This window comes from Mucilaginibacter lappiensis, from assembly GCF_900155965.1.
GTDB lineage: Bacteria > Bacteroidota > Bacteroidia > Sphingobacteriales > Sphingobacteriaceae > Mucilaginibacter > Mucilaginibacter lappiensis.
This window is the reverse complement of record NZ_FTMG01000021.1, coordinates 63,689-83,643: the sequence shown is the minus strand read 5'-3', so window position 1 is coordinate 83,643 and position 19,955 is coordinate 63,689. Positions and strand designations below refer to the sequence as shown.

At 43.8% G+C, this 19,955-nt stretch carries 15 protein-coding genes; 1 reads left to right on the top strand and 14 read right to left on the bottom strand.

Annotation, left to right across the window (positions count from 1 at the left end):
• Positions 1–364: 364 nt before the first annotated feature.
• From BW976_RS26730 to BW976_RS26690, 9 genes are all read right to left on the bottom strand, one after another.
• The gene (locus BW976_RS26730) at positions 365–1,264 is read right to left on the bottom strand and encodes a helix-turn-helix domain-containing protein (protein ID WP_076378377.1); all 900 of its coding nucleotides are present in this window, start codon (positions 1,262–1,264) and stop codon (positions 365–367) included.
• A 585-nt stretch (positions 1,265–1,849) separates the two neighbouring features.
• Positions 1,850–2,575, bottom strand: a complete 726-nt coding sequence (gene pgl, locus BW976_RS26725; protein WP_076378365.1) for a 6-phosphogluconolactonase — start codon at positions 2,573–2,575, stop codon at positions 1,850–1,852.
• 102 nt (positions 2,576–2,677) lie between these two features.
• Positions 2,678–4,192 (bottom strand): glucose-6-phosphate dehydrogenase, encoded by a 1,515-nt coding sequence (zwf, locus tag BW976_RS26720; RefSeq protein ID WP_076378363.1) that lies wholly within the window; start codon positions 4,190–4,192, stop codon positions 2,678–2,680.
• Between the two features lie 114 nt (positions 4,193–4,306).
• Positions 4,307–5,728, bottom strand: coding sequence for an NADP-dependent phosphogluconate dehydrogenase (gene gndA / locus BW976_RS26715; protein ID WP_076378361.1), 1,422 nt, complete (start codon positions 5,726–5,728; stop codon positions 4,307–4,309).
• A gap of 82 nt (positions 5,729–5,810) precedes the next feature.
• Positions 5,811–6,437: an HAD family hydrolase gene (locus BW976_RS26710; protein WP_076378359.1), complete on the bottom strand. Its 627-nt coding sequence runs from the start codon at positions 6,435–6,437 to the stop codon at positions 5,811–5,813.
• 7 nt (positions 6,438–6,444) lie between these two features.
• Complete coding sequence (gene tal / locus BW976_RS26705) at positions 6,445–7,545, bottom strand: transaldolase (RefSeq protein WP_076378357.1); 1,101 nt, start codon at positions 7,543–7,545, stop codon at positions 6,445–6,447.
• Positions 7,546–7,787: 242 nt separating this feature from the next.
• On the bottom strand, positions 7,788–8,495 hold the full coding sequence (rpiA, locus tag BW976_RS26700; RefSeq protein ID WP_076378355.1) for a ribose 5-phosphate isomerase A: 708 nt from the start codon (positions 8,493–8,495) through the stop codon (positions 7,788–7,790).
• Positions 8,496–8,583: 88 nt separating this feature from the next.
• Positions 8,584–10,587, bottom strand: coding sequence for a transketolase (gene tkt, locus BW976_RS26695; RefSeq protein WP_076378353.1), 2,004 nt, complete (start codon positions 10,585–10,587; stop codon positions 8,584–8,586).
• A 22-nt stretch (positions 10,588–10,609) separates the two neighbouring features.
• On the bottom strand, positions 10,610–11,359 hold the full coding sequence (locus BW976_RS26690) for an ROK family protein (RefSeq protein ID WP_076378351.1): 750 nt from the start codon (positions 11,357–11,359) through the stop codon (positions 10,610–10,612).
• 387 nt (positions 11,360–11,746) lie between these two features.
• Between BW976_RS26690 and bla the strand changes: the two genes are divergently transcribed.
• Positions 11,747–12,619, top strand: coding sequence for a class A beta-lactamase (gene bla / locus BW976_RS26680; protein WP_076378347.1), 873 nt, complete (start codon positions 11,747–11,749; stop codon positions 12,617–12,619).
• A gap of 45 nt (positions 12,620–12,664) precedes the next feature.
• Here bla and BW976_RS26675 read toward each other — a convergent pair whose 3' ends face one another.
• The 5 genes from BW976_RS26675 to BW976_RS26655 all read right to left on the bottom strand — a co-directional run bounded on the left by BW976_RS26675 (position 12,665) and on the right by BW976_RS26655 (position 19,844).
• Positions 12,665–13,537: a CPBP family intramembrane glutamic endopeptidase gene (locus BW976_RS26675; protein WP_076378345.1), complete on the bottom strand. Its 873-nt coding sequence runs from the start codon at positions 13,535–13,537 to the stop codon at positions 12,665–12,667.
• A gap of 163 nt (positions 13,538–13,700) precedes the next feature.
• A complete protein-coding gene (locus tag BW976_RS26670) occupies positions 13,701–14,705 on the bottom strand; it encodes an endo alpha-1,4 polygalactosaminidase (protein WP_076378343.1) in 1,005 nt (334 codons plus the stop codon).
• A 150-nt stretch (positions 14,706–14,855) separates the two neighbouring features.
• Positions 14,856–15,854, bottom strand: coding sequence for a hypothetical protein (locus tag BW976_RS26665; RefSeq protein WP_076378341.1), 999 nt, complete (start codon positions 15,852–15,854; stop codon positions 14,856–14,858).
• A 73-nt stretch (positions 15,855–15,927) separates the two neighbouring features.
• Positions 15,928–18,405 carry an alpha-L-rhamnosidase-related protein gene (locus BW976_RS26660; RefSeq protein ID WP_245834792.1) on the bottom strand — a complete coding sequence of 826 codons (2,478 nt, stop codon included), beginning with the start codon at positions 18,403–18,405 and terminating at the stop codon, positions 15,928–15,930.
• A gap of 32 nt (positions 18,406–18,437) precedes the next feature.
• The gene (locus BW976_RS26655) at positions 18,438–19,844 is read right to left on the bottom strand and encodes a serine hydrolase (RefSeq protein ID WP_076378339.1); all 1,407 of its coding nucleotides are present in this window, start codon (positions 19,842–19,844) and stop codon (positions 18,438–18,440) included.
• Between the last annotated feature and the right edge of the window lie 111 nt (positions 19,845–19,955).

The window sequence follows — 19,955 nt, the reverse complement described above, 5'->3', positions numbered from 1 at the left end:
GGTCTCGAACGAGCGGACAGGCTGAGCTTCTAGTCCGACAAATACTTTACGCGAGCCGATATCTATCCCGGCTGCATGATAACGCATCTTTTCCATTTGGTTTCTCTTTAAGCCGCGCCCGGAGGAGTATAAATAAAAGACAGACTACCCATCGGACAAACCCTCTTTTAAAGGATCGTACCATACCTTCAGACTCTTACTCCGGAACCATACTCAGTAACAGGCAATAAGCACTATAACTCAGCCGGCCACACTGCGCGACTCCCAAAAATAATTCTTCTAAACCAATAAATCCTTAAATCCAGCTGTCATTGCAACCTACAGAGGCCCCGGATTTTAATTCTCAGGATGACAAAAGTAAGCTTTAAACATTCCTGAACGACGATGGGGTAAGCTGAGTTTGTTTCTTAAAAAAGTTATTGAAATGCGTTGGTTCCTCAAAACCCAAGCAATAGCCTATTTCTGATATGTTCCAGTCAGTGTGCTTGAGAAGCGATTTGGCTTCGCTCAGCAAACGATCGGCAATATGATCAGTAGTAGTTCTGCCAGTGGTTTCGCGAATGGCACGGTTCAGGTGATTTACGTGCACGGAGAGTTGTTGGGCAAAATCATTGGCCGAGCGCAGAGAAAACCGCTGTGCCGGGTTCTCTATCGGAAACTGGCGCTCCAATAACTCAGTAAACACCGAAGTTATACGGCTTTTGGCATCGGCGTGTTTATATACATTTTCTGATGGCTGCGTTTTAAGGGCATAGTAGGCCATTTCTGTCACGTAATTGCGGATCAGATCATACTTAAAATCATAATCCGAGCTTATTTCATCCAGCATTTTGGTAAACAACCCGGTCACATAGCGGTCCTGATCATCATTCAAGGCATATACCGGCTTGGCGCCCAGGGCAAACATGGGCAACTCGCTTAAGCCTCCCCGAAAACGCTCGGTAAAGAAAGCTTCGGTAAAAATACAGAAGAAACCTGTGCGGTCATCAGACATATGCTCAAAGGTATAAGGCACATGCGGACTAAAAAACATCAGCGAAGTACCCGACAGTGTAATGCTTTTATCGGCATAGTGAATAATGTTATCACCACGCATCAAACTAACCTTATAAAAGCTCCTGCGGCTGTAGGTAACCGGCTTGGCGTTGGGGCCAATACAGTCCTCAATCCTGAAAACGTTAAAGTGACCGATGTTCTGCTGCAGGTTATCGGGCAGCCAGTCAAATTTATTCTTGTAAAACTCTTCGAGTGTTTCTGTTGCCATACCCAAAGTTACAAAATTCAAACACAGGCACAAATCATCATTGTCTGCAAAAGGTCATTTTGACCTTGTATTTTAACAAATTTTAACAAATTCCAACGCTTTTTGGCCAGGTTTATCATCAATATTTATTCAAAAAAAGGCCATTTTAACACTTTTTAACAAATTTTAACACTGTTTTAACTACTTTTTGATGAGCTTGGAAAAGGGTCAGGATATCTTCAAAATCACAAACCGGCCAAACGGTATGTTGGAGGTTTTATTGGTTTGCGAAACCCCTTCCACCCCTTCCCGAGGGAAGGAATCGCACAGGGCCGTTGCTTCTTTTTACTGCTTCGTTCAATCTTGCGCTCATTTACAACGAGTGCAAGTAGATGAAAATAAACAATAAGAATTGTCATCCCGAGGAACAAAGGATTTTCTTGAGGTGACAAGACGGCGATATACACAGCGAAGAAGATCCTTCACTGCGTTCAGGATGACAAGCTTACTATTATCGCACAAAAAAAGAGACACCTGTAATAAGGTGTCTCTACGTTATTTTTTATAAGTAAAATCCTAAAAATTATGGTTCAGAATAATTTACTCCTATTCTTCCAGATCAGCGGCGGCTGCTTCGTCTAAAAACCATAGTGTTTCGCCGGCGATGGAATCGATCAATTGGGCCGGATATTCTTCAATATCCTCGTCATCTTCCAGTACATGATGTACGGCGATAGCTTTACCCTCACCATAAACCAGGAACGCGATGTAACGGCCTTCGTTGATCAGGGGAGCGTTCAGTGTAATGCGCCATACCTGCTGATCTTCCAGCCAAACTTCTTTTACGCCCGGTTTGGTATCATGCAATACCGGTGTATGCGGAAATAACGAGGCGGTGTGCGAATTATCACCCAGGCCCAGTAATATGAGGTCAAAGTTTGGCTCATCCTCGTCAAAAAATGTGCTGATCAGGGTCCAGTATTTGGCCGCTGCTTCTGCGGGTTCAAAAGTGGTATCAACAGCATACACATTGGCCGGACTAATCAGCAGAGGCTCAAACAAGGCCTTTTTAGCCATCAGGTAATTGCTGTCTTGATGATCCTGCGGTACGTTACGCTCATCGCCAAAAAAGAAAAACACTTTTTCCCAGTCCAGCTGGTCGGCGTAAGAGGTAGATGCCAGCAGCTCGTACAATTTTTTTGGTGAGCTACCGCCCGATAAGGCTACCGTAAACTTACCCCTCGCGGTGATGGATTCGTTACCTATCTTAACAAAATAATCTGCCAACCCGGTTAGTACCTCATCGGCAGTATTAGAAATATTCAATTTCATGTGCTATTCTCAATTTGAGGTTCGGGTTGCGAGGTTCGAGGTGCCCGATAGAAAATCTATCTTTCCGCAACCCGAACCTCGCAACCCGAACCCGAATCATTATTATTTTTTCCCATTTACCGGCAGGGTGAACCAGGTAAAACCGTCGCGGGCAATTAATGCTTCGGCGGCTTCCGGTCCCCATGAATCGGCAGAATAGTTAGGGAAATTCAGGCTCTTTTTGTTTTGCCAGGTGCTCAGGATAGGCATAACCAGTTCCCAAGCAGCCTCTACCTGGTCGCCACGCATAAACAGGGTTTGATCACCCAGCATGGTATCCAGTATCAGTGTTTCATAAGCTTCGGGCGCCTGGTTGGTGTAGGTACCTTTATAGTCAAACACCATGTCTACAGCGTTCAGCACCATATCAATACCCGGGCGTTTAGCCTGTACCTGTAAACGGATGCTCATTTCTGGCTGTATGCTGATGATGAGCCTGTTTTGCTGCCAGCTTTCGGCGGCCTCAGTTGGGAATATCAGGTGAGGTACATCCTTAAACTGGATGGTAATAACCGATGACGACTGGTGCATGCGTTTACCTGTACGCAGATAAAACGGCACACCCTGCCAGCGCCAGTTATCAATAAAGAATTTGATAGCGGCAAAAGTTTCGGTGTTTGATTCCGGGTTAACTTTTGGTTCTTCGCGGTAGCCGGGAACTTCTTTACCTTTCATCCAGCCGCTGCCGTACTGGCCTCTAACAGCCGAATTACGCACATCCTCTGGACCAAACCTGCGCATAGCCTTCAGTACGTCAACCTTACGGTCGCGCACTTCGTCGGCATTAAAGCTTACCGGTGGCTCCATAGCTACGTGGCAAAGTAATTGCAACAGGTGGTTTTGGATCATATCGCGCATAGCGCCAGATCCGTCATAGTAGTCACCGCGTTCTTCCACGCCCAGTTGCTCGGTAACCGAGATTTGTACGTGCTCAATATAGTTACGGTTCCATAGCGGCTCCATGATGGAGTTGGCAAAGCGGAAAGCCATAATGTTCTGAACGGTTTCTTTACCCAGGTAATGGTCGATACGGTAGATCTGTGATTCATCAAAAATCCCCGACAATAGCTTGTTTAGCTCTTTGGCGGTTTCCAGATCATGACCAAATGGTTTCTCGATGATGATTCGTACGCGTTTTTTATCATCGGCCAGTTTGGCTTTTGATATATTCGACGCGATGATCGGGAAGAAGTTTGGCGCTACAGCCAGGTAAAATATAACATTGGCTTTAGCTTTCCATTCCGCGTTATGTTTCTCGATACGTTTGCCAAACTCTTTGTAAGTTTCAAAGTCGTTAGCATCCGATACCTGGTAATAGATATTTTTTACAAAATCGGCCCATTTTTTCTCGTCAACTTTACCGCTGCGCGAAAACTGGTTGATATCGTTATGTAAATTCTCCCTGAACTGATCGTCGGTAAGTTTGGTACGACCGGTTCCTATAATGGAATATTGTTTCGGCAGCCATCCATCTAAATATAGATTATACAGGGCCGGTGCAATTTTCCGTGAATTTAAATCCCCAGTGCCACCAAAAATGACGAATATAGTAGGATCTGATTTAGTTTGTGTGCTCATTTTGTTTCTGTTGCGTGTTGCGAGGTTTGTGTATCCTGTGTTTTGCGGGATTTCTGTTGTCGGGTTTCATACATTCTATTCCCCGAACCGGGGATCCCGCAACCCGACCCTAAACTACTCCGCTGCCCATTGTGTATGGAATGTTCCTTCTTTGCCGATCAGCTCATAAGTGTGCGCACCAAAATAGTCGCGCTGAGCCTGGATCAGGTTTGATGGCATCCTTGCACTGCGGAAAGCATCAAAATAACTTAATGATGCGGCGTAGGCTGGTGCAGCTACTCCGGCAGCAATAGTTTTTGATAATACTTTTCTGATGCCCGGTACCACGCTTTCCACTATGGCTTGTACATTAGAATCCAGCAGCAGGTGTTCCAGGTTGGCATCTTTTTCGTAAGCTTTAAATATATCGTTCAGGAATTTTGAACGGATGATACAGCCGCCTCTCCAAATCTTGGCAATTTCGCCCAGGTGCAGATCATATTTATACTCTGCCGACGCGTTTGACAACAAATGCATGCCTTGCGCGTAGCTGATGATCATGGTGAAGTAGAATGCCTGCTCTAAAGCTGCTATCAGCTCGGCTTTATCCACATCCAGTACAATTGGATCTTTGGCGTACAATGCAGCCGCTTTTTCGCGCAGTTGTTTGTATTTCGACAGATCGCGCATAGATACCGCGGTATCTACGGTTGGGATAGGAGCCTGCAGGTCCATGGCCACTTGTGATGTCCATTTACCGGTACCTTTGGCACGGGCTTCATCCTTAATATCATCTAACAATAAATGATCAGTACCAGGTGCTTTGAATTTGAAAATATCCTTGGTGATATCCAACAGGAACGATTGCAGACGGCCTTCGTTCCACTCGGCAAAAATTTTACCGATCTCGTCGTTATCCAGTTTTAAGCCCTTTTTCAGGATCTCGTAGGTTTCAGCAATCAGCTGCATAATACCGTACTCGATACCGTTGTGTACCATTTTTACAAAGTGACCAGATGCACCCGGACCAATATAGGTTACGCAAGGTACTCCATCAACTTTGGCTGCAATGGCCTCAAAAATAGGCTTCATGACGTTATAGGCATCTTTATCGCCACCCGGCATCATGCTTGGGCCGCGGCGTGCGCCTTCTTCGCCACCAGAAACACCCATGCCAAAGAAATGCAGGCCAATGGCTTCCAGTTCTTCTACACGGCGGTTGGTATCGGTAAAGTGCGAGTTACCGCCATCAATCAATATATCGCCTTTTTCCAATAGCGGAGTTAATTCTTCAATTACGCTATCCACAATTTTACCGGCCGGTACCAGCATCATGATGGCACGCGGGGTGGTTAAACTTTGGATGAATTCCTTTACATCGCCAAAGCCTTTTACATCTTTATCGCCGGCTTCTTCGTTCAGCGATGCTACTTTGGTGGTATCTTTATCATGCCCGGCTACTGCAAAACCATGGTCGGCCATGTTCAGCAGCAAGCTGCGGCCCATAACACCCAGGCCTATCATACCGAAAGCATATTTATTGTTTGTTGCGCTCATCTTATCTTTTAATTTTTAGGTTTCATTGGGTCATTAAGTCATTCAGTCATTAAATTTATCAATGACTGAATGACCCAATGACTTAATGAGTTCCGTTTTCTTTCTTTAGATCTTCTAATATTTTTTTGGTGGTCTCGAAATCAGTATGCTGAAATGCCCGGATACCCAGTTTCTGGGCCGTGTTCACAAACATGATACGATCGTCAAAATACACGCATTGCTGCGGCGAAACCTGGGCAATACCCATGGCCAGCTGCCAGATACCCGGATCGGGCTTGCGCATTTTAACTTCGCACGATGATACAAAAGCATCAAAGCAATCATGTAGTTTAAACTTTTTAACCCGGTAATCGTTCAGCTCCTTGCCTTCGTTATTAAGCGAAATAATGCGGAAACCGCAGTCTTTCTTCCACTCCTTCAGCCAGGCCAGTGTTTCGCCCAGTTCAACCGACTGGGAAAACATGAACTCTTTAAAGTCCTCGCGTACAAAATCGCGAGGATGGTTAAAAACTACCGTGTCCAGGTATTGGTCAAGCGTGATACTTCCAATTTCATATACGTTGAAAATGAAGTTATGCAGCTCATTTACCTCGGCATGATCGAGCCCGAATTTTTCGCAGGCCAGCTTACGCGAATCGCGCCCCCAGCCGTTGGTGAGCAAAATGCCACCAACGTCAAAAAAGAGGATTTTAATATTTGCTGCTTCCATGGTGCAATTAGCTTAATTGCTTCTTTTTTTGCTCCTCGATAGCGTTCAATAATTTTTCAAATGGCTTGTTGAATTTCTCGATGCCTTCGTCTTCCAATTGCTGGGTGATGGCGTCCAGATCAATTCCCAAATCTTTTAGTTTTGCTAAAGTAGCGGTTGCTTTATCCAAACCACCTTCCAGTGTGTTTGCTGCAATACCATGATCGCGGAAAGCATCAACAGTTTCCAAAGGAACGGTATCCACAGTATCCGGACCAATCAGGGCCTCCACATATTTGGTGTCTTTGAAAGCTGGGTTTTTGCTGCCGGTACTTGCCCAAAGCAAACGTTGCGGCTGAGCGCCTTTGGCTTCCAGTTTTTTCCATCTTTCGGTACTGAACACTCTTTTGTAAATTTCGTATGCTTTTTTAGCAGATGCGATAGCTACTTCACCAACCAGGTCTTTTTCGCCTTTAGCTTCCAACAGCGGATCAACGATAACATCGATACGGCTCAGGAAGAAACTGGCTACTGATGCAATATGAGCAATCTCATGACCTGCGGCCAGGTGATCCTCTAAACCTGAAATGTAGGCTTCGGTAACGGCTTCATAACGCTCCAAACCAAATAATAAGGTTACGTTGATGTTGATACCTTTAGCTATTGACTGCCTGATAGCGGCTAAACCAGGTTGTGTACCCGGAATTTTGATCATCACGTTATTACGGTCAACTTTTTTCCAAAGTTCTTCGGCTTGTTTGGCGGTACCTGCGGTATCCAAAGCTAAAAACGGAGAAACTTCTAAACTTACATAACCATCAACTTTGTTTGATTCGGTATAGATGCCTTTAAACAAATCGGTTGCCTGTTGAATGTCTTTTACGGCAAGACCAAAAAACAAAGCCTCATTGTCATCCGTAGTTTTTGACAGTTCTACAATATCGTTATCATAATCAGCGCTGCTGGTGATGGCTTTTTCAAAAATGGCCGGGTTGGAGGTTACGCCTCTAACACCATCTTCGTCGATCAGTTTTTTTAACTTTCCGGATGCCATGATCTCCCGATCAATAAAATCAAGCCAGATGCTTTGTCCGAAACTATGTATTTGCTTTACATTACTAGTTGCCATTTTATTAGGTTGTTTTAAAGTTCAAAATTTAATTACCGAGGTAGATGTATTTATTGTGCAGATGGCGATTTTACCTCCTAAACCGCCTGCATTTGTATTGTAGGTTAAAGTTCCTAATTTATATTGTAAATCAGGTAACCTGAGTATCATTTAGCCAGCCCCCTCTAAATCTCCCCCGGCAGGGGAGACTTTTAAAAACATATATAAAGCCCTCCCTTCCGGGGAGGGTTTGGATGGGGCTTTTACGTATTCGATGCCATCAAAATTTGCAGGTTGTAGCCTATAAAAAGCCCGCTTTCAATAACGCCTGTGATGGATTTGATATCCCGCTCCATGGTGCTGCCTATCTCATCAAATTTGCAATCCAGTATCATGTTGCCGTTCTCGGTAATTACCGGTCCGTCTTTACCCTTTGCCGGGCGCAGCAGGATGTTGTTGGCACCTAATTGCTGTAGTTCTTTTTCTACATACAACAAGGCTTGCGGAAACACCTCCACCGGAACGGGAAAATTCGTGCCTAATTTAGGCACCATTTTCGAATCGTCAACAATAATATAGCTTACCACGCTCGAGCTGATGAGCAGTTTTTCCTTAAACATAGCCCCGCCACGACCTTTGATCAGGCTGTTGTTGGGGTCCACCTCATCGGCACCATCAAACAGCCAATCGGGTTTGTTTTCATACAGGGTAGTTAAAGGCACGCCCAGCTTGCTGCAAAACATGGATAGCTCCAGCGAGGTAGGGATAGCCTTTACATTGAGCTTTTCTTCCTTTATCCGCCTGGCAATAGCAACGAGGGCCAGGTAAGCGGTTGAGCCCGAGCCTACACCCAGGATATCGCCATCCTTTACCTTCGCGGCAATTTCATCAGCCACCTTTTGCTTACCGCTGATGTGGGTGATCTCCGACGACCATTCCAGGTTTGTGATTAAATTGCTATTCCAATCCATTTTTTTAGATGTGAGACATGAGATTTGAGACATGAGATCCGGACTTCAAAAAAGTCTCAAATCTCATATCTAACATCTCAAATCTATCTTATAAAAGTGCCTTAGCGCGGGCCACTACGTTTTCAACTGTAAAACCAAAGTGCTTGTACAGGTCTTCTGCCGGAGCCGACTCACCAAAGGTGGTCATGCCTAACATATCGCCTTCGTCGGTTGTGTATTTATGCCAGCCCATTGGGGATGCCATTTCTACAGCTAAACGTTTGCGGCTTGCTTTCGGTAATACTTTTTCTTTGTAAGCGGCATCCTGTTTTTCGAACAGTTCCCATGATGGGAAACTTACCACGCGGGTAGAGATACCTTCGGCTTCTAGCTTAGTTTGGGCCTCCATGATTAAGGATACTTCAGAGCCGGTGGCAATCAGGATCAAATCAGGGCCTTTACTGCCTTCTGATACGATGTAAGCTCCCTTTTCCAAACCATCAGCTTTACCATATTTATCCTGATCAAGGATAGGCAATGCCTGACGGGTGAATACCAATACAGTCGGACCACCTTTTTTCTCGATAGCCACGCGCCATGCATGTGCACTTTCGTTGGCATCAGCCGGACGAATAACCGTTAAGTTAGGGATAGAGCGCAGGGAAGCTAATTGCTCCACCGGCTGGTGTGTAGTACCATCCTCGCCCAAACCAATACTATCATGGGTATAAACAAATATCGGGCTTATCTTCATAATGGCCGCCAAACGGATAGGTGGGCGCATGTATTCAGAGAACATCAGGAAGGTAGCGCCAAACGGCAGCAGACCTTTAGTTAAGGCCATACCATTTAGGGCCGAACCCATGGCATGCTCACGAATACCAAAGTGAAAGTTGCGGCCATGCCTGTCTTCAGAAGTAAATGAAGTGTATTCTTTTAAATTTGTTTCTGTTGATGGAGCCAGATCTGCCGCGCCACCGATCAGGTTGGGCAGGCTTGGGGCAACAGCGTTCAATACTTTACCAGATGCCTGACGGGTTGCCATTTTGGGGTCAGAACCTTTAAATACCGGCAATTTATCTTTCCAGCCTGCTGGCAGTTCGCCTTTAAACGCGGCTTCGTACTCGGCTGCTAATTCTGGGTATTTGGCTTTATAGTCGGCAAATAATTTGTTCCATTTTTCTTCTTTGCCTTCGCCTTTAGCACCTTTTTCGTGGTAGTATTTTAATACTTCGGCAGGTACGTTGAATGATTTTTCAGGGTCGAAACCAAAGAATTGTTTAACCAGCTTAATTTCATCGGCTCCCAGCGGCGAACCGTGTGAACCTGCAGTACCTGATTTATTAGGGCTGCCATAAGCGATCAATGAACGAACACGGATCAATGATGGCTTTTGTGTTTCTGATTTAGCGTTGATCAAAGCCAGCTCTAAAGCGTGGGTATCATTTACGTCTGATACTTCCTGTACCTGCCAGCCGTAAGCACGGAAACGAGCGCTTACATCTTCGTTAAAGGCAATATCGGTACTGCCTTCAATAGAGATATGGTTATCATCATACAGGTAAATCAAATTACCCAGTTGTAAATGACCTGCCAGTGATGCTGCTTCTGATGTAACACCTTCCATCATGTCGCCATCGCTGGTGATTGCATAAATATTGTAGTTAAAAAGGTCGAAACCGGGTTTGTTGTAGCGTGCTGCCAAATGTTTTTGCGCAATGGCAAAACCTACACCATTGGCAAAACCCTGGCCTAGCGGACCGGTTGTAACATCCACACCAGGAGCCAAACCATATTCCGGGTGACCGGCGGTTTTGCTGTTGAGCTGGCGGAATTGTTTGATATCATCTAAACTTAAATCATATCCCGTTAAATACAAAAAGCTGTACTGTAATATACAGGCGTGACCTGCCGAAAGGATAAACCTGTCGCGGTTTGCCCAATCAGGATTTTTAGGGTTATAGTTTAAAAATTTTGACCATAAAACGTGCCCCATTGGTGCAAGAGCCATCGCGGTTCCTGGGTGACCAGAGTTTGCTTTTTGTACTGCATCGGCCGATAATACCCGTACGGTATCTATCGCCAATTTTTCAATGTCTTTCGTATTTTCCATTGTTAATTCGGTGTGTATGATTTTATTTAGTTGGTGTTGCTTTTGTAATCCGGCTCTCTGCATCAGACAGCCATAACCTCGAGCCGCCTTTTATACCATCGGCATTGGTTACTATTCTCATATTTTTATCCAGCTTAAAAGTAAGCTTATCGGAGTTACCCCCGCCTATGTATAAAGTATCGTAATTGAATACAGTTTTTAAAATCTCAAAAACTTTCTCCATCCGCTTGTTCCATCTTTCTTTGCCATGTTTTTCCAGCGCTTTCTCGCCGATGTATTCATCATAATTTCTATCGGTTTTAATAGGCAATTGCGACAACTCTAAGTGAGGTAATAAATGGCCATCCATCAATAAAGCAGTGCCAAAACCGGTTCCCAGGGTTATCACCATCTCCAGGCCCTTGCCATCAACCACGCCCAGGCCTTGCATATCCGCGTCGTTCACTACTTTGGTGGGTTTGCCTAATGCCTCAGCCAGGTTTTTGCTCAGGTCAAAACCAGTCCACAATTTCGTATTCAGATTAGGCGCAGTTTTGATGACACCATTTTTTACATATCCCGGAAAACCTACCGATATATAGTCATAAGCCGGAAAATCCTTTACCAGGGTTTTGATGGCCTTTATTAAATTTTCGGGACTGGCGGGCGCGGGGGTTACAACTTTATCGTAATCCATTTTCAATTCGCCCTTTTCGTTCAGGATAGTGGCTTTAATATGTGACCCACCAATATCGATGGAGAGGACTTTTACCTTGGTTGGCGTGTTCTTCATTAGTATAGATTTACTTTATTTAGGTGCGGCTGACTGTTAATTAAACCGGTTAAAAAAATCCCGCACGTAAATATCACATTTTTAATAATATCTGATTGTTAATTATTCAATTAAATTGGTGTAATTAATACAATAAGCACAGAGGTAAAGTTAGCGCAGCTTTTTTCTTTTCAAACCGAAATGCAAAGTATTTTACTCAATAATGGCAAAAACCGCCATAAATGTTATTTCTGTTAGAATTGATTGTTTTTATTACACTTTTTATAAACTTTTAAACAAGAAAGTTGTTTTTATTGGCGACTCTTTAAAAAAAGAAAAGCGATTTATTATCATCTCACTTTTAATAGATTTGTTAGCTTACCAGCACATTTGTTTATTGGTTGTATTATGAAACGCTTTTTATATCTACTGCTCTTCTTACCGCTTTATACTTTTAGCCAGCCTCAATCCATCCGGCAGCAAGTTATTAAAATTGCCTCTGGCATTAAAGCACAAGTTGGCGTTTCGGCCATGATTGTTGAAACCGGAGATACAGTGAATTATCATGCCGGCGATAAGTTTCCGATGCAAAGCGTTTATAAGTTGCCCATCGCGATTGCGGTATTGCACCAGGTAGAATTGGGCCGACTATCCCTTAACCAGAAGGTAAAGGTAAGTCCGGCAGAAATTATCCCGGTAGGTGTTAGCCCTATTCGCGATCATTACCCCCATGGCGTCACCCTCTCTATACTCGAGCTTTTGCGTTATAATATTTCAGACAGTGATGGCAGCGCCTGTGATGTACTCATCAGGATTTTGGGTGGCTGTCAAAAGATAAATCAGTATATACATGGCGTTGGCATCCGGGATATAGCTATCAGCACTACCGAAATGGTACAGGTATCTGATGATTGGGTACAATACCGCAACTGGGTAAAACCCGAAGCAATGCTACTTTTATTAAAAAAATTTTATGCAGGCCTGCTGCTTAACCGCTCGCATAATGAATTATTGCTGAACCTTATGATCAAATCCGGACCAGGTGCAAAGCGTTTAAAAGGCATGCTCCCGGCCCAGGCTGTTGTTGCCCATAAACCAGGCTCATCCGGCACTCATTACGGTCTTACACGCGCAACTAATGACGTTGGCATTGTTACCCTGCCCAATAATAAACACCTGTTGATAGCCATATTTATTGCAGATACCTATGCAGATACTGAAGAACGGGAAGGCGTTATAGCCCAAATTACTAAGACTGCATGGGATACCTGGGGTAAATAAAAACACATTTTTGGCGCAAGTCTTGTATGTGGGGAAACTGCTTACTTACCCCGCTACGCTTAATTCCTTTCGCCTGGTCCAAAAGTAAATCGCAAAGCAAACCGATACAACGGCTATAACCGCCCCAAATTCGTCGGCAAAATACTTAGTCTGCGCGTTAGCAACGGTTATCGGGGTAAAAAAACTTTGAACAAAAAGGTTATGACTGGCATGCAGCATAACTCCGGTCCACAAGCTATTTGATTTTAGCCTGAACCAGGTGCAAATAAAACTCATACTTACTATAGCTACTGTAAAGCAAGTTAAGCTGTACCAGAAAGGTGTACCGCCATTATAGCTTCCCCATATGATTAAAGGAAAATGCCATACAGCCCAGATAATCCCGGTTATTAAAGAGGTAGCAGTGAAGCCGCTAATTTTACTGAGTTGGGGTACCAGGAAGCCCCTCCATCCTATCTCCTCGCCCAATGCCGTAGACATGCTTGCAAAAAAACCCAGGACGCCGTTCACCAGGAAAAACAACGGAATGAAAACGCCGTCGGGAAGATTACTCCATCCCAGGGACTGTGCGGCTTCTCTGATGAATTGTTTATTATAAAATCCGCCCCATCCCATTATCCAGATAATGCCATAGCTGATTGCCGCGTATAGCAGCGGCACAAAATAAGCCCAAACCTGATATTTCGGGTTTCCCCATTGCCAAGCCAGGCCTGTAAAATCGAGTTTGAGTATTTTACACGTTAGGTAAGTTGCCAGGGCAGGGCACCACATAATACCGTATCCATATATACGGCCGCCGATTCTGCCTGTTCCCTGGTGCAAAGTCAATATCCAAACAACAGCGCTAAAGACTAAAGTTAGTAAGAGGTATACATATATTGACTTCTTAGTTTGTGATTTAGTTTGACTTAGTTCCATCTTCAAATATAAATAATATGTTAATTAGGAAATAATGGTGTTACATTTAGACGGTCAACAGTAGCGCAATTGCCCGCCAATAAAAAAGCCCTCTTTCCATTGCAGGCGAAAAGAGGGCGATCCATCCAAAGATGGAGTGAGCAGGTTAACCTAATCTTCGGTACTATTTGTTACCTTCGTAATATTCAAAGGCATCAATGATATCGAGGTAAACACCATCAAAACCAGCATTCAATATCCTTTTTAGATAGGAACTGTCGTTACCGTAAATAATGTTTTGCCAGGTCTTATTCCAGTATTTTACTTTATAATTTCCTTTCCATTTAGGATTCTCCGCATCCAGCCAAACCGGGTTACCGGGTTTCCAGGTATTTTGCCAGTAATAACGGTAATTCTCTGCTTCGCCGATTGACATGTAGGAAATAACGATGCGCTTGCCGCCATTTGCTTTCTTTTTCAGGGCATTAACTTCGGCGCTGGTAAAGGCAACTTTCTCGAAGTACGCATCCATGATCAAAGCATCATAATTTGTAGCTGTAACCGCCTTAATAAAATCTGCCTTTGAACTAAACTTTTCGGGCAGGATGAGGTAAAGGAAGTTTTTGGCTTGGCTAAGCGAGGTAATCACATTAGCATTCTCGTTATTGATCTTTGCGGGGAAAGTCGGGATATTATTCAAGTCTCTTTCATCGGCCGCGAAGGAAATATACCCGTTAGCCCAATTAACCTGGTAAGATCGGGTCATGTTTGAGGGCGTTGAACAATAATCCGTAACCAGGATCTTTTTGCCATTCGCTTTTGAAATATCAAGGTAGCCCCTTAAATTGTTGGTTACAGCCGAGTCTGTTGCCTGGTCATCATTGTCATAACCATAGTACAGATCTTCCTGTCCGTTACCATCAATGGCATTGAGGTACGCGGTACTTGGGGCACTGGTGCTCTCACCATCTACCGTCACTAACGGAATGCCATTTTGCGGGATAACGGCAAATTTGGGATTGGTACTTTTAGCGTACTTACTTATCCCAATAACAAAATTGCGCATTTCCTGCTTGTAATCGATGTTTACGCTTGCGTTGGTTTTGTTTTTGTCGATGGCGATTTCCTGGTTGTTTTTTTTGCAGGCACAAAGAAGCACCACGAGCAGTAATAGGGGTATTTTTTTCATAGTATGTAATTTTTTTGTTACATAACGCTAATAAAGCATTTAAATTTCATTAAATACTCCTATTGCATGAAAAAAAATTCTGGTATTATTAACGACTGATTACCAGCAGAAAGCTTGCAGAAGGAAGTTTTTAACCGGTTATGGTTTCCCCTAGATTTTCATGACGCTCTTTGTTTCTTCTAAAAAACGCTCTATCTCTCCGCTCGATTTAAATGTATGCAACAGGATAGTTCCATTTTTTTCGGAATTGGGCAAGCGGTAATACATATGCACTTCTGTACCTGTATACACCATGTTAGTGCTTTTACGTATGGTTTGAAAACCAGCAAAATCACTAAATGGGATGGATTTGTTACCCCATCCCAGGGGGCCTGTCTTTATAATGGTTTGGGATGCTGTATCAAAAACTATGCTCACAAAAGCAGCCTGAAGAACTATCAGGCCCAAACCCAAACATATCACAACCACCAATATTTTTTGTGTGGGGCTTACATCTTCTGCCCAGTGAGCTACCCATGCATAAATACCAACAGCAAAAAATATAAGACTAAAAATAATAACCACTACCTTTTTGCTTTTTACGGTATAGGAACCACCCGTGTTGTTGTAATACTTATAGGATGTAATAGGCTGCGGCGCGCTACCAGCTACGCTACCGTACTTATCCAAATAACCATGTATAACCGGCACTACCTGATCTACAAAGGCCTGTGCATTAGCATCGGTATTTTTTCGATAGCCCGAAGAAACAAGGACGCCTCTACCATACCTGTCTTTTTTTGAAAACATTTTGTATTTATAGCCCCCGTTCTGGGTAACTATATTGATGCCATGAAGATCGTTCATGTACATGGTTTTAACCGGGATAAGCCCGAAGAGTTTTCTTTGCGTAGTGCCCCTGGAACCGTCAAATTCCACATAGGTATTACCATACCCTAAAAACCATAGTGGTACCGCCACCAGAAAAATAAAAAAGCAGACGGTTGTAAACGTGTCTCCATGTACAGATGTTAAATAAGCCACTACAATGCACGCAAAAACAAGGGCCACTAATATACCAAGCAGGTAAGATATCCGATGGGGATATACAACTACACGATTGGCATCAATAACCCAGCGTGTTTTAGTAAGAGATTTAGGAGATGTCATCAGTTTAAGTTTTGTATTCACTTAAACATATTCGGGGCTTTTCGGTTTTGGTTTTTTCATATTCCCTACCTTTTCAAATACTCAATTGATTCTCTCCGGCTTTTAAGGTATAACTTTTACCCTTCCATACCAACATACCCGATGTGCCTGATGGTAAGCTGATCCGGATGGCCCACTTATTTTTCTCCCATTGATATTTTACCGATAATTTCCCATTAGGGTGCGGAATTTCGCCGCTTACCTTTTTCAGATCGCCTAAATGGGGTTCTATTTTTACCTGGTTAAAACCGGGGGCATAGCTATCCACCCCTAATATCGTACGGTAAAACTCAATATTGGGACTAGCGCCCCAGGCATGACAGTCGGAGCGGTTATGTTCCAGGTCGGATATTTCGGCCCAGGTTGTCAGGCCCATATCGATGTTCTTGCGCCATATATCCAGCCATTGCAGGTAATCGTTCCCAAAGCCTCCTTTAATTAAGGCTTGGTGCAAATAATATTTAAAGTAGATGGTGCATTTGGTGATGGCGATATCGGTGAGCATTTTTTGGCATACCGCGGTGGCATCGGCATTGGTCAACATTTCGGTTAATACGGCCAGCGTATTGGTGTGCTGCGAAAACAGCTGCTTATCCTCGGTATCGGCATATAGTTGCCGGCTGGCATCCCAGTATTTATTTTGGATGGTAGTTTTTAACTGTGCTGCTTTAGCCTTATATATTTCGGCAAAGGCGGGCATGCCCATTTTCGCTTCCATTTCGGCAGCCTGGTTATAGGCCCACATCAGCTGCAGATCCAATACTGCCGAGTGCCCGTCCTTACTTTGCGGGGCTTCGCCAAAGTCCCAGCCCTTGTCGTTTACCCAATCCACAAAGGTCCAATAGGGTGTATCTTTCAACGAACCATCGGCCTGTTGATATTTGCTAAAGAAAGCCAGCACGGCCCTGGCCCCTTCGAGTTTCTCTTTTACAAAGGCGCTATCGGGCCGATACATCCAGTAATCATGCAGCATACCAATGTACCATAACGAAAAGGTAGAAATGATTTGCGGTGAAAAAGAAGGGTGACGGCTCAATGTTAAACCCTCAGCAACGCGCGATTGATCCATTTGGTTGATGGCGTTGCGTGCCAGCCGGTCGTCGCCGCTGTTATAATAGGATACCAGGGCCTGTATGCGGGTATCGCCTACGTATTGCAACTGCTCGTAGTAAGGGCAATCGGTATACGTTTCACCGGCGCAAAGGCGAGCGGTGCGCCAGCCAATATCCAGTATTTTTTGCATTTCGGATTTGCCGGCTTCCAGTTTAGCTTTAAGCTGGAAGGGATAGCCGGTGAAGATTCCGTAAATATCGTCGATGATCAAAGGCTCCGTCCCCGTTTTAACCTGTAACTGGATATAACGGTAGGTGCGCCAGGCCAGGGTAGTGAAGGTTTGATCAGTTGTTCCATCAGAAATGAGGCTATCCCGGCGACCGGCAAAAATCTTTCCCTCCACATCATTACGGTTACCTTTAACTATACCATGATTCAGGCTGTTGAACATAGATTCGGCATAAGTGAGTTTGATAGCCGCGTTTTTCCCTTTACTAAAATTGAGCGTAACGAAAGCATTGGTTAAATAAGTTTGATCGAGCAGTAAAGTGAACGACGTATTGGCGGGTATAGTGAGCGCTGTTTTTGCTGATGGAAAAGATTTGGGGACATCTATTCCCTCGGCTTTTCGAAGCGAGGTAATGCGCTGATATTTGAGTTCCATTTGAGGCAAGGAGGAAGGCACCAGCATCCAACCAAAAGCATTCACGGTTCCTTTGGGGTTTCCAAAGTCAATCCTGATGGCATTTTTCCAGGAACTGTCATCAAAATCAGTAGCGTTCCAGTTTTTGATAGCGGCATTCATATCTACCAGCTCACCCGGGCCTGCAACGTAATACGGGTGATAACCGATGCCCGTAAGTGGCCGGTAAGCTTTATCGCGGATGCATTTCCAGGTTTTATCGGTATTTACTATTTCTTCGGCGGCAGTATTGCCTTGCATAATGAAACCCGTACGGATAGAGATCTGCGCCTCGGGCCGGTAATCCCCCTCGTTCCAAACCAGTGCGGCTATGGTGTTGTTGCCGGCTTTGAGGTACGGAGCCAGATCGACGGTTTCGTAATTCCAGTAATAGGTATCACCACGGGCAGGACCAAGGGATACCAACGTTTGGTTTACATACAATTTGTACCGGTTATCGGCAGATACATGTATAATGAACGACGCAGGTTTAGCGCTCAAGTTGATACTTTTCCGGAAATGATAAACACCGTAATCTGTTGCAGGTTCATCGGGAGCAGTGATCCACACCGCTTTCCAATGGCCGCGAAGCAAGGGGGGTGAAATAGTTTGTGAATAGCTGTTTACGGCGATCAATAAGCAGCAGAGCAGTAGGATGTGCTTGAAAAATGGCTTCATCATCAGGTTTTGTTTATCGTTATGAACAGCGGGGTTAGTGCTGTTGGATTTATAACTATAGCTAAAGTAGTTAATTGATTTAGCATATACCCAATCCACAAAAGGCAAATACAATATCCGGTGTATCCGCGCTATTTTTTTGCCTTATGAAGTTCGGATCTCAGGCCGGTATTAATAAACCAGCCCCTGGTTACGTGCCCGACTTTATCAGTTTCAAACTCAATTTGCCGGTCGGTGCCATCACCATAAAAAAACTTGGTATTGGATTCGGGTTTCAGCTCCACATCAGCCGCGCCAATTTGGTGCCGATATAATTTTCCATCTTTTTCAATGATGCTCAGATGTAAAGTTAAACCCTGATTAATACGGGAGTAATTACCTACATATTTGTTGAGCAGCTTTGCATCAGCAACTATTTCTTTATGAACATAAGGTGGGGTTACCTGCGCATCAAACAAGATCCCGGTAATACCATAGGCTATATTGGAAACATTCGATTCGTTATTGGATAAAACGATAATGGTAACATCTTTTACCGGGTAGCGTGTTAAAATGGTACTATAACCCGTCCAGTTGCCTTCATGGCTAATATAGTTACCAAACTGATCTGTGCCGATGCCTACACCATAACCGTAGTATTTTTTAGTTAAAGTATCCATTACAGATTGTGCCGAAAGCATGGTGTTTTGGGTAACTGTATTCAGTAGGCTATGATTTTTTAGCGCCTGGTCCCATTTGAACAGATCGCCGGTTGTTGAATTGATCGTACCATCACCTTCTATTCCATCCAGGTAAAAAACAGCGTCGTCCTTTTTTAAACTGTCGGGAAGTATATACTTTTTCAAGCTATCTGCAAAAACAAATCCATACGCATAATCTGGAATAATATCTTTTGACGAACGCCGGGTATTATAAACCTGTGAATGATCCATCCCTAAGGGCACAAAAATATTTTTGTGCATAAAATACTGATAGGTTAAACCGGATACTTTTTCAATAATGCTGGCCAGGATGGCATAGCCGGTATTGGAATACTCAAACCTTTTACTCGGAGCAAAATTTGCCGGAACTTTTTTCAAAGCGATAAAATTGATCATATCGTCATTAAACGCGATCCTTTTATGATCCCATTGCTGTTCCATCACGGTCATATAATCGGGCAAACCAGATGTATGCGTAAGCAAATTTTGTATGGTTACGCCATGGTATGGAAGTTGAGGAAAATATCTCCGCAGCGTATCTGCTAACCTGAGTTTCCCCTTTTCCCAAAGCATCAAAATCCCCATAGCCGTAAATTGTTTGGAAACGGAGGCTAATTCAAATACCGAGTTGGTATCCAATAACTGCTTTGTATCATAGTTGCGGTACCCAAAAGCTTTTTGGTAAATTATCTTTCCGGCCTTTGCTACCAGCACATTTCCGTTGAACCTATTTACGCTAACCTGGGCCTGCATAAAATTGTCAATAGAGGCTGGATAGTTTTGCTGGGCCAGTGCAGTAAGTGGCAATAAAAAAAGCAATATCAATATGTTTTTCATGGCCTTTAAATTTAATAATTACTGCTGTTAATAAAAAGAGATTCTACCGTCATAAATACCCATAAAGTAGCACGAAGACTATCTTCAAACCGGCGTAAAATATTTTTTTAT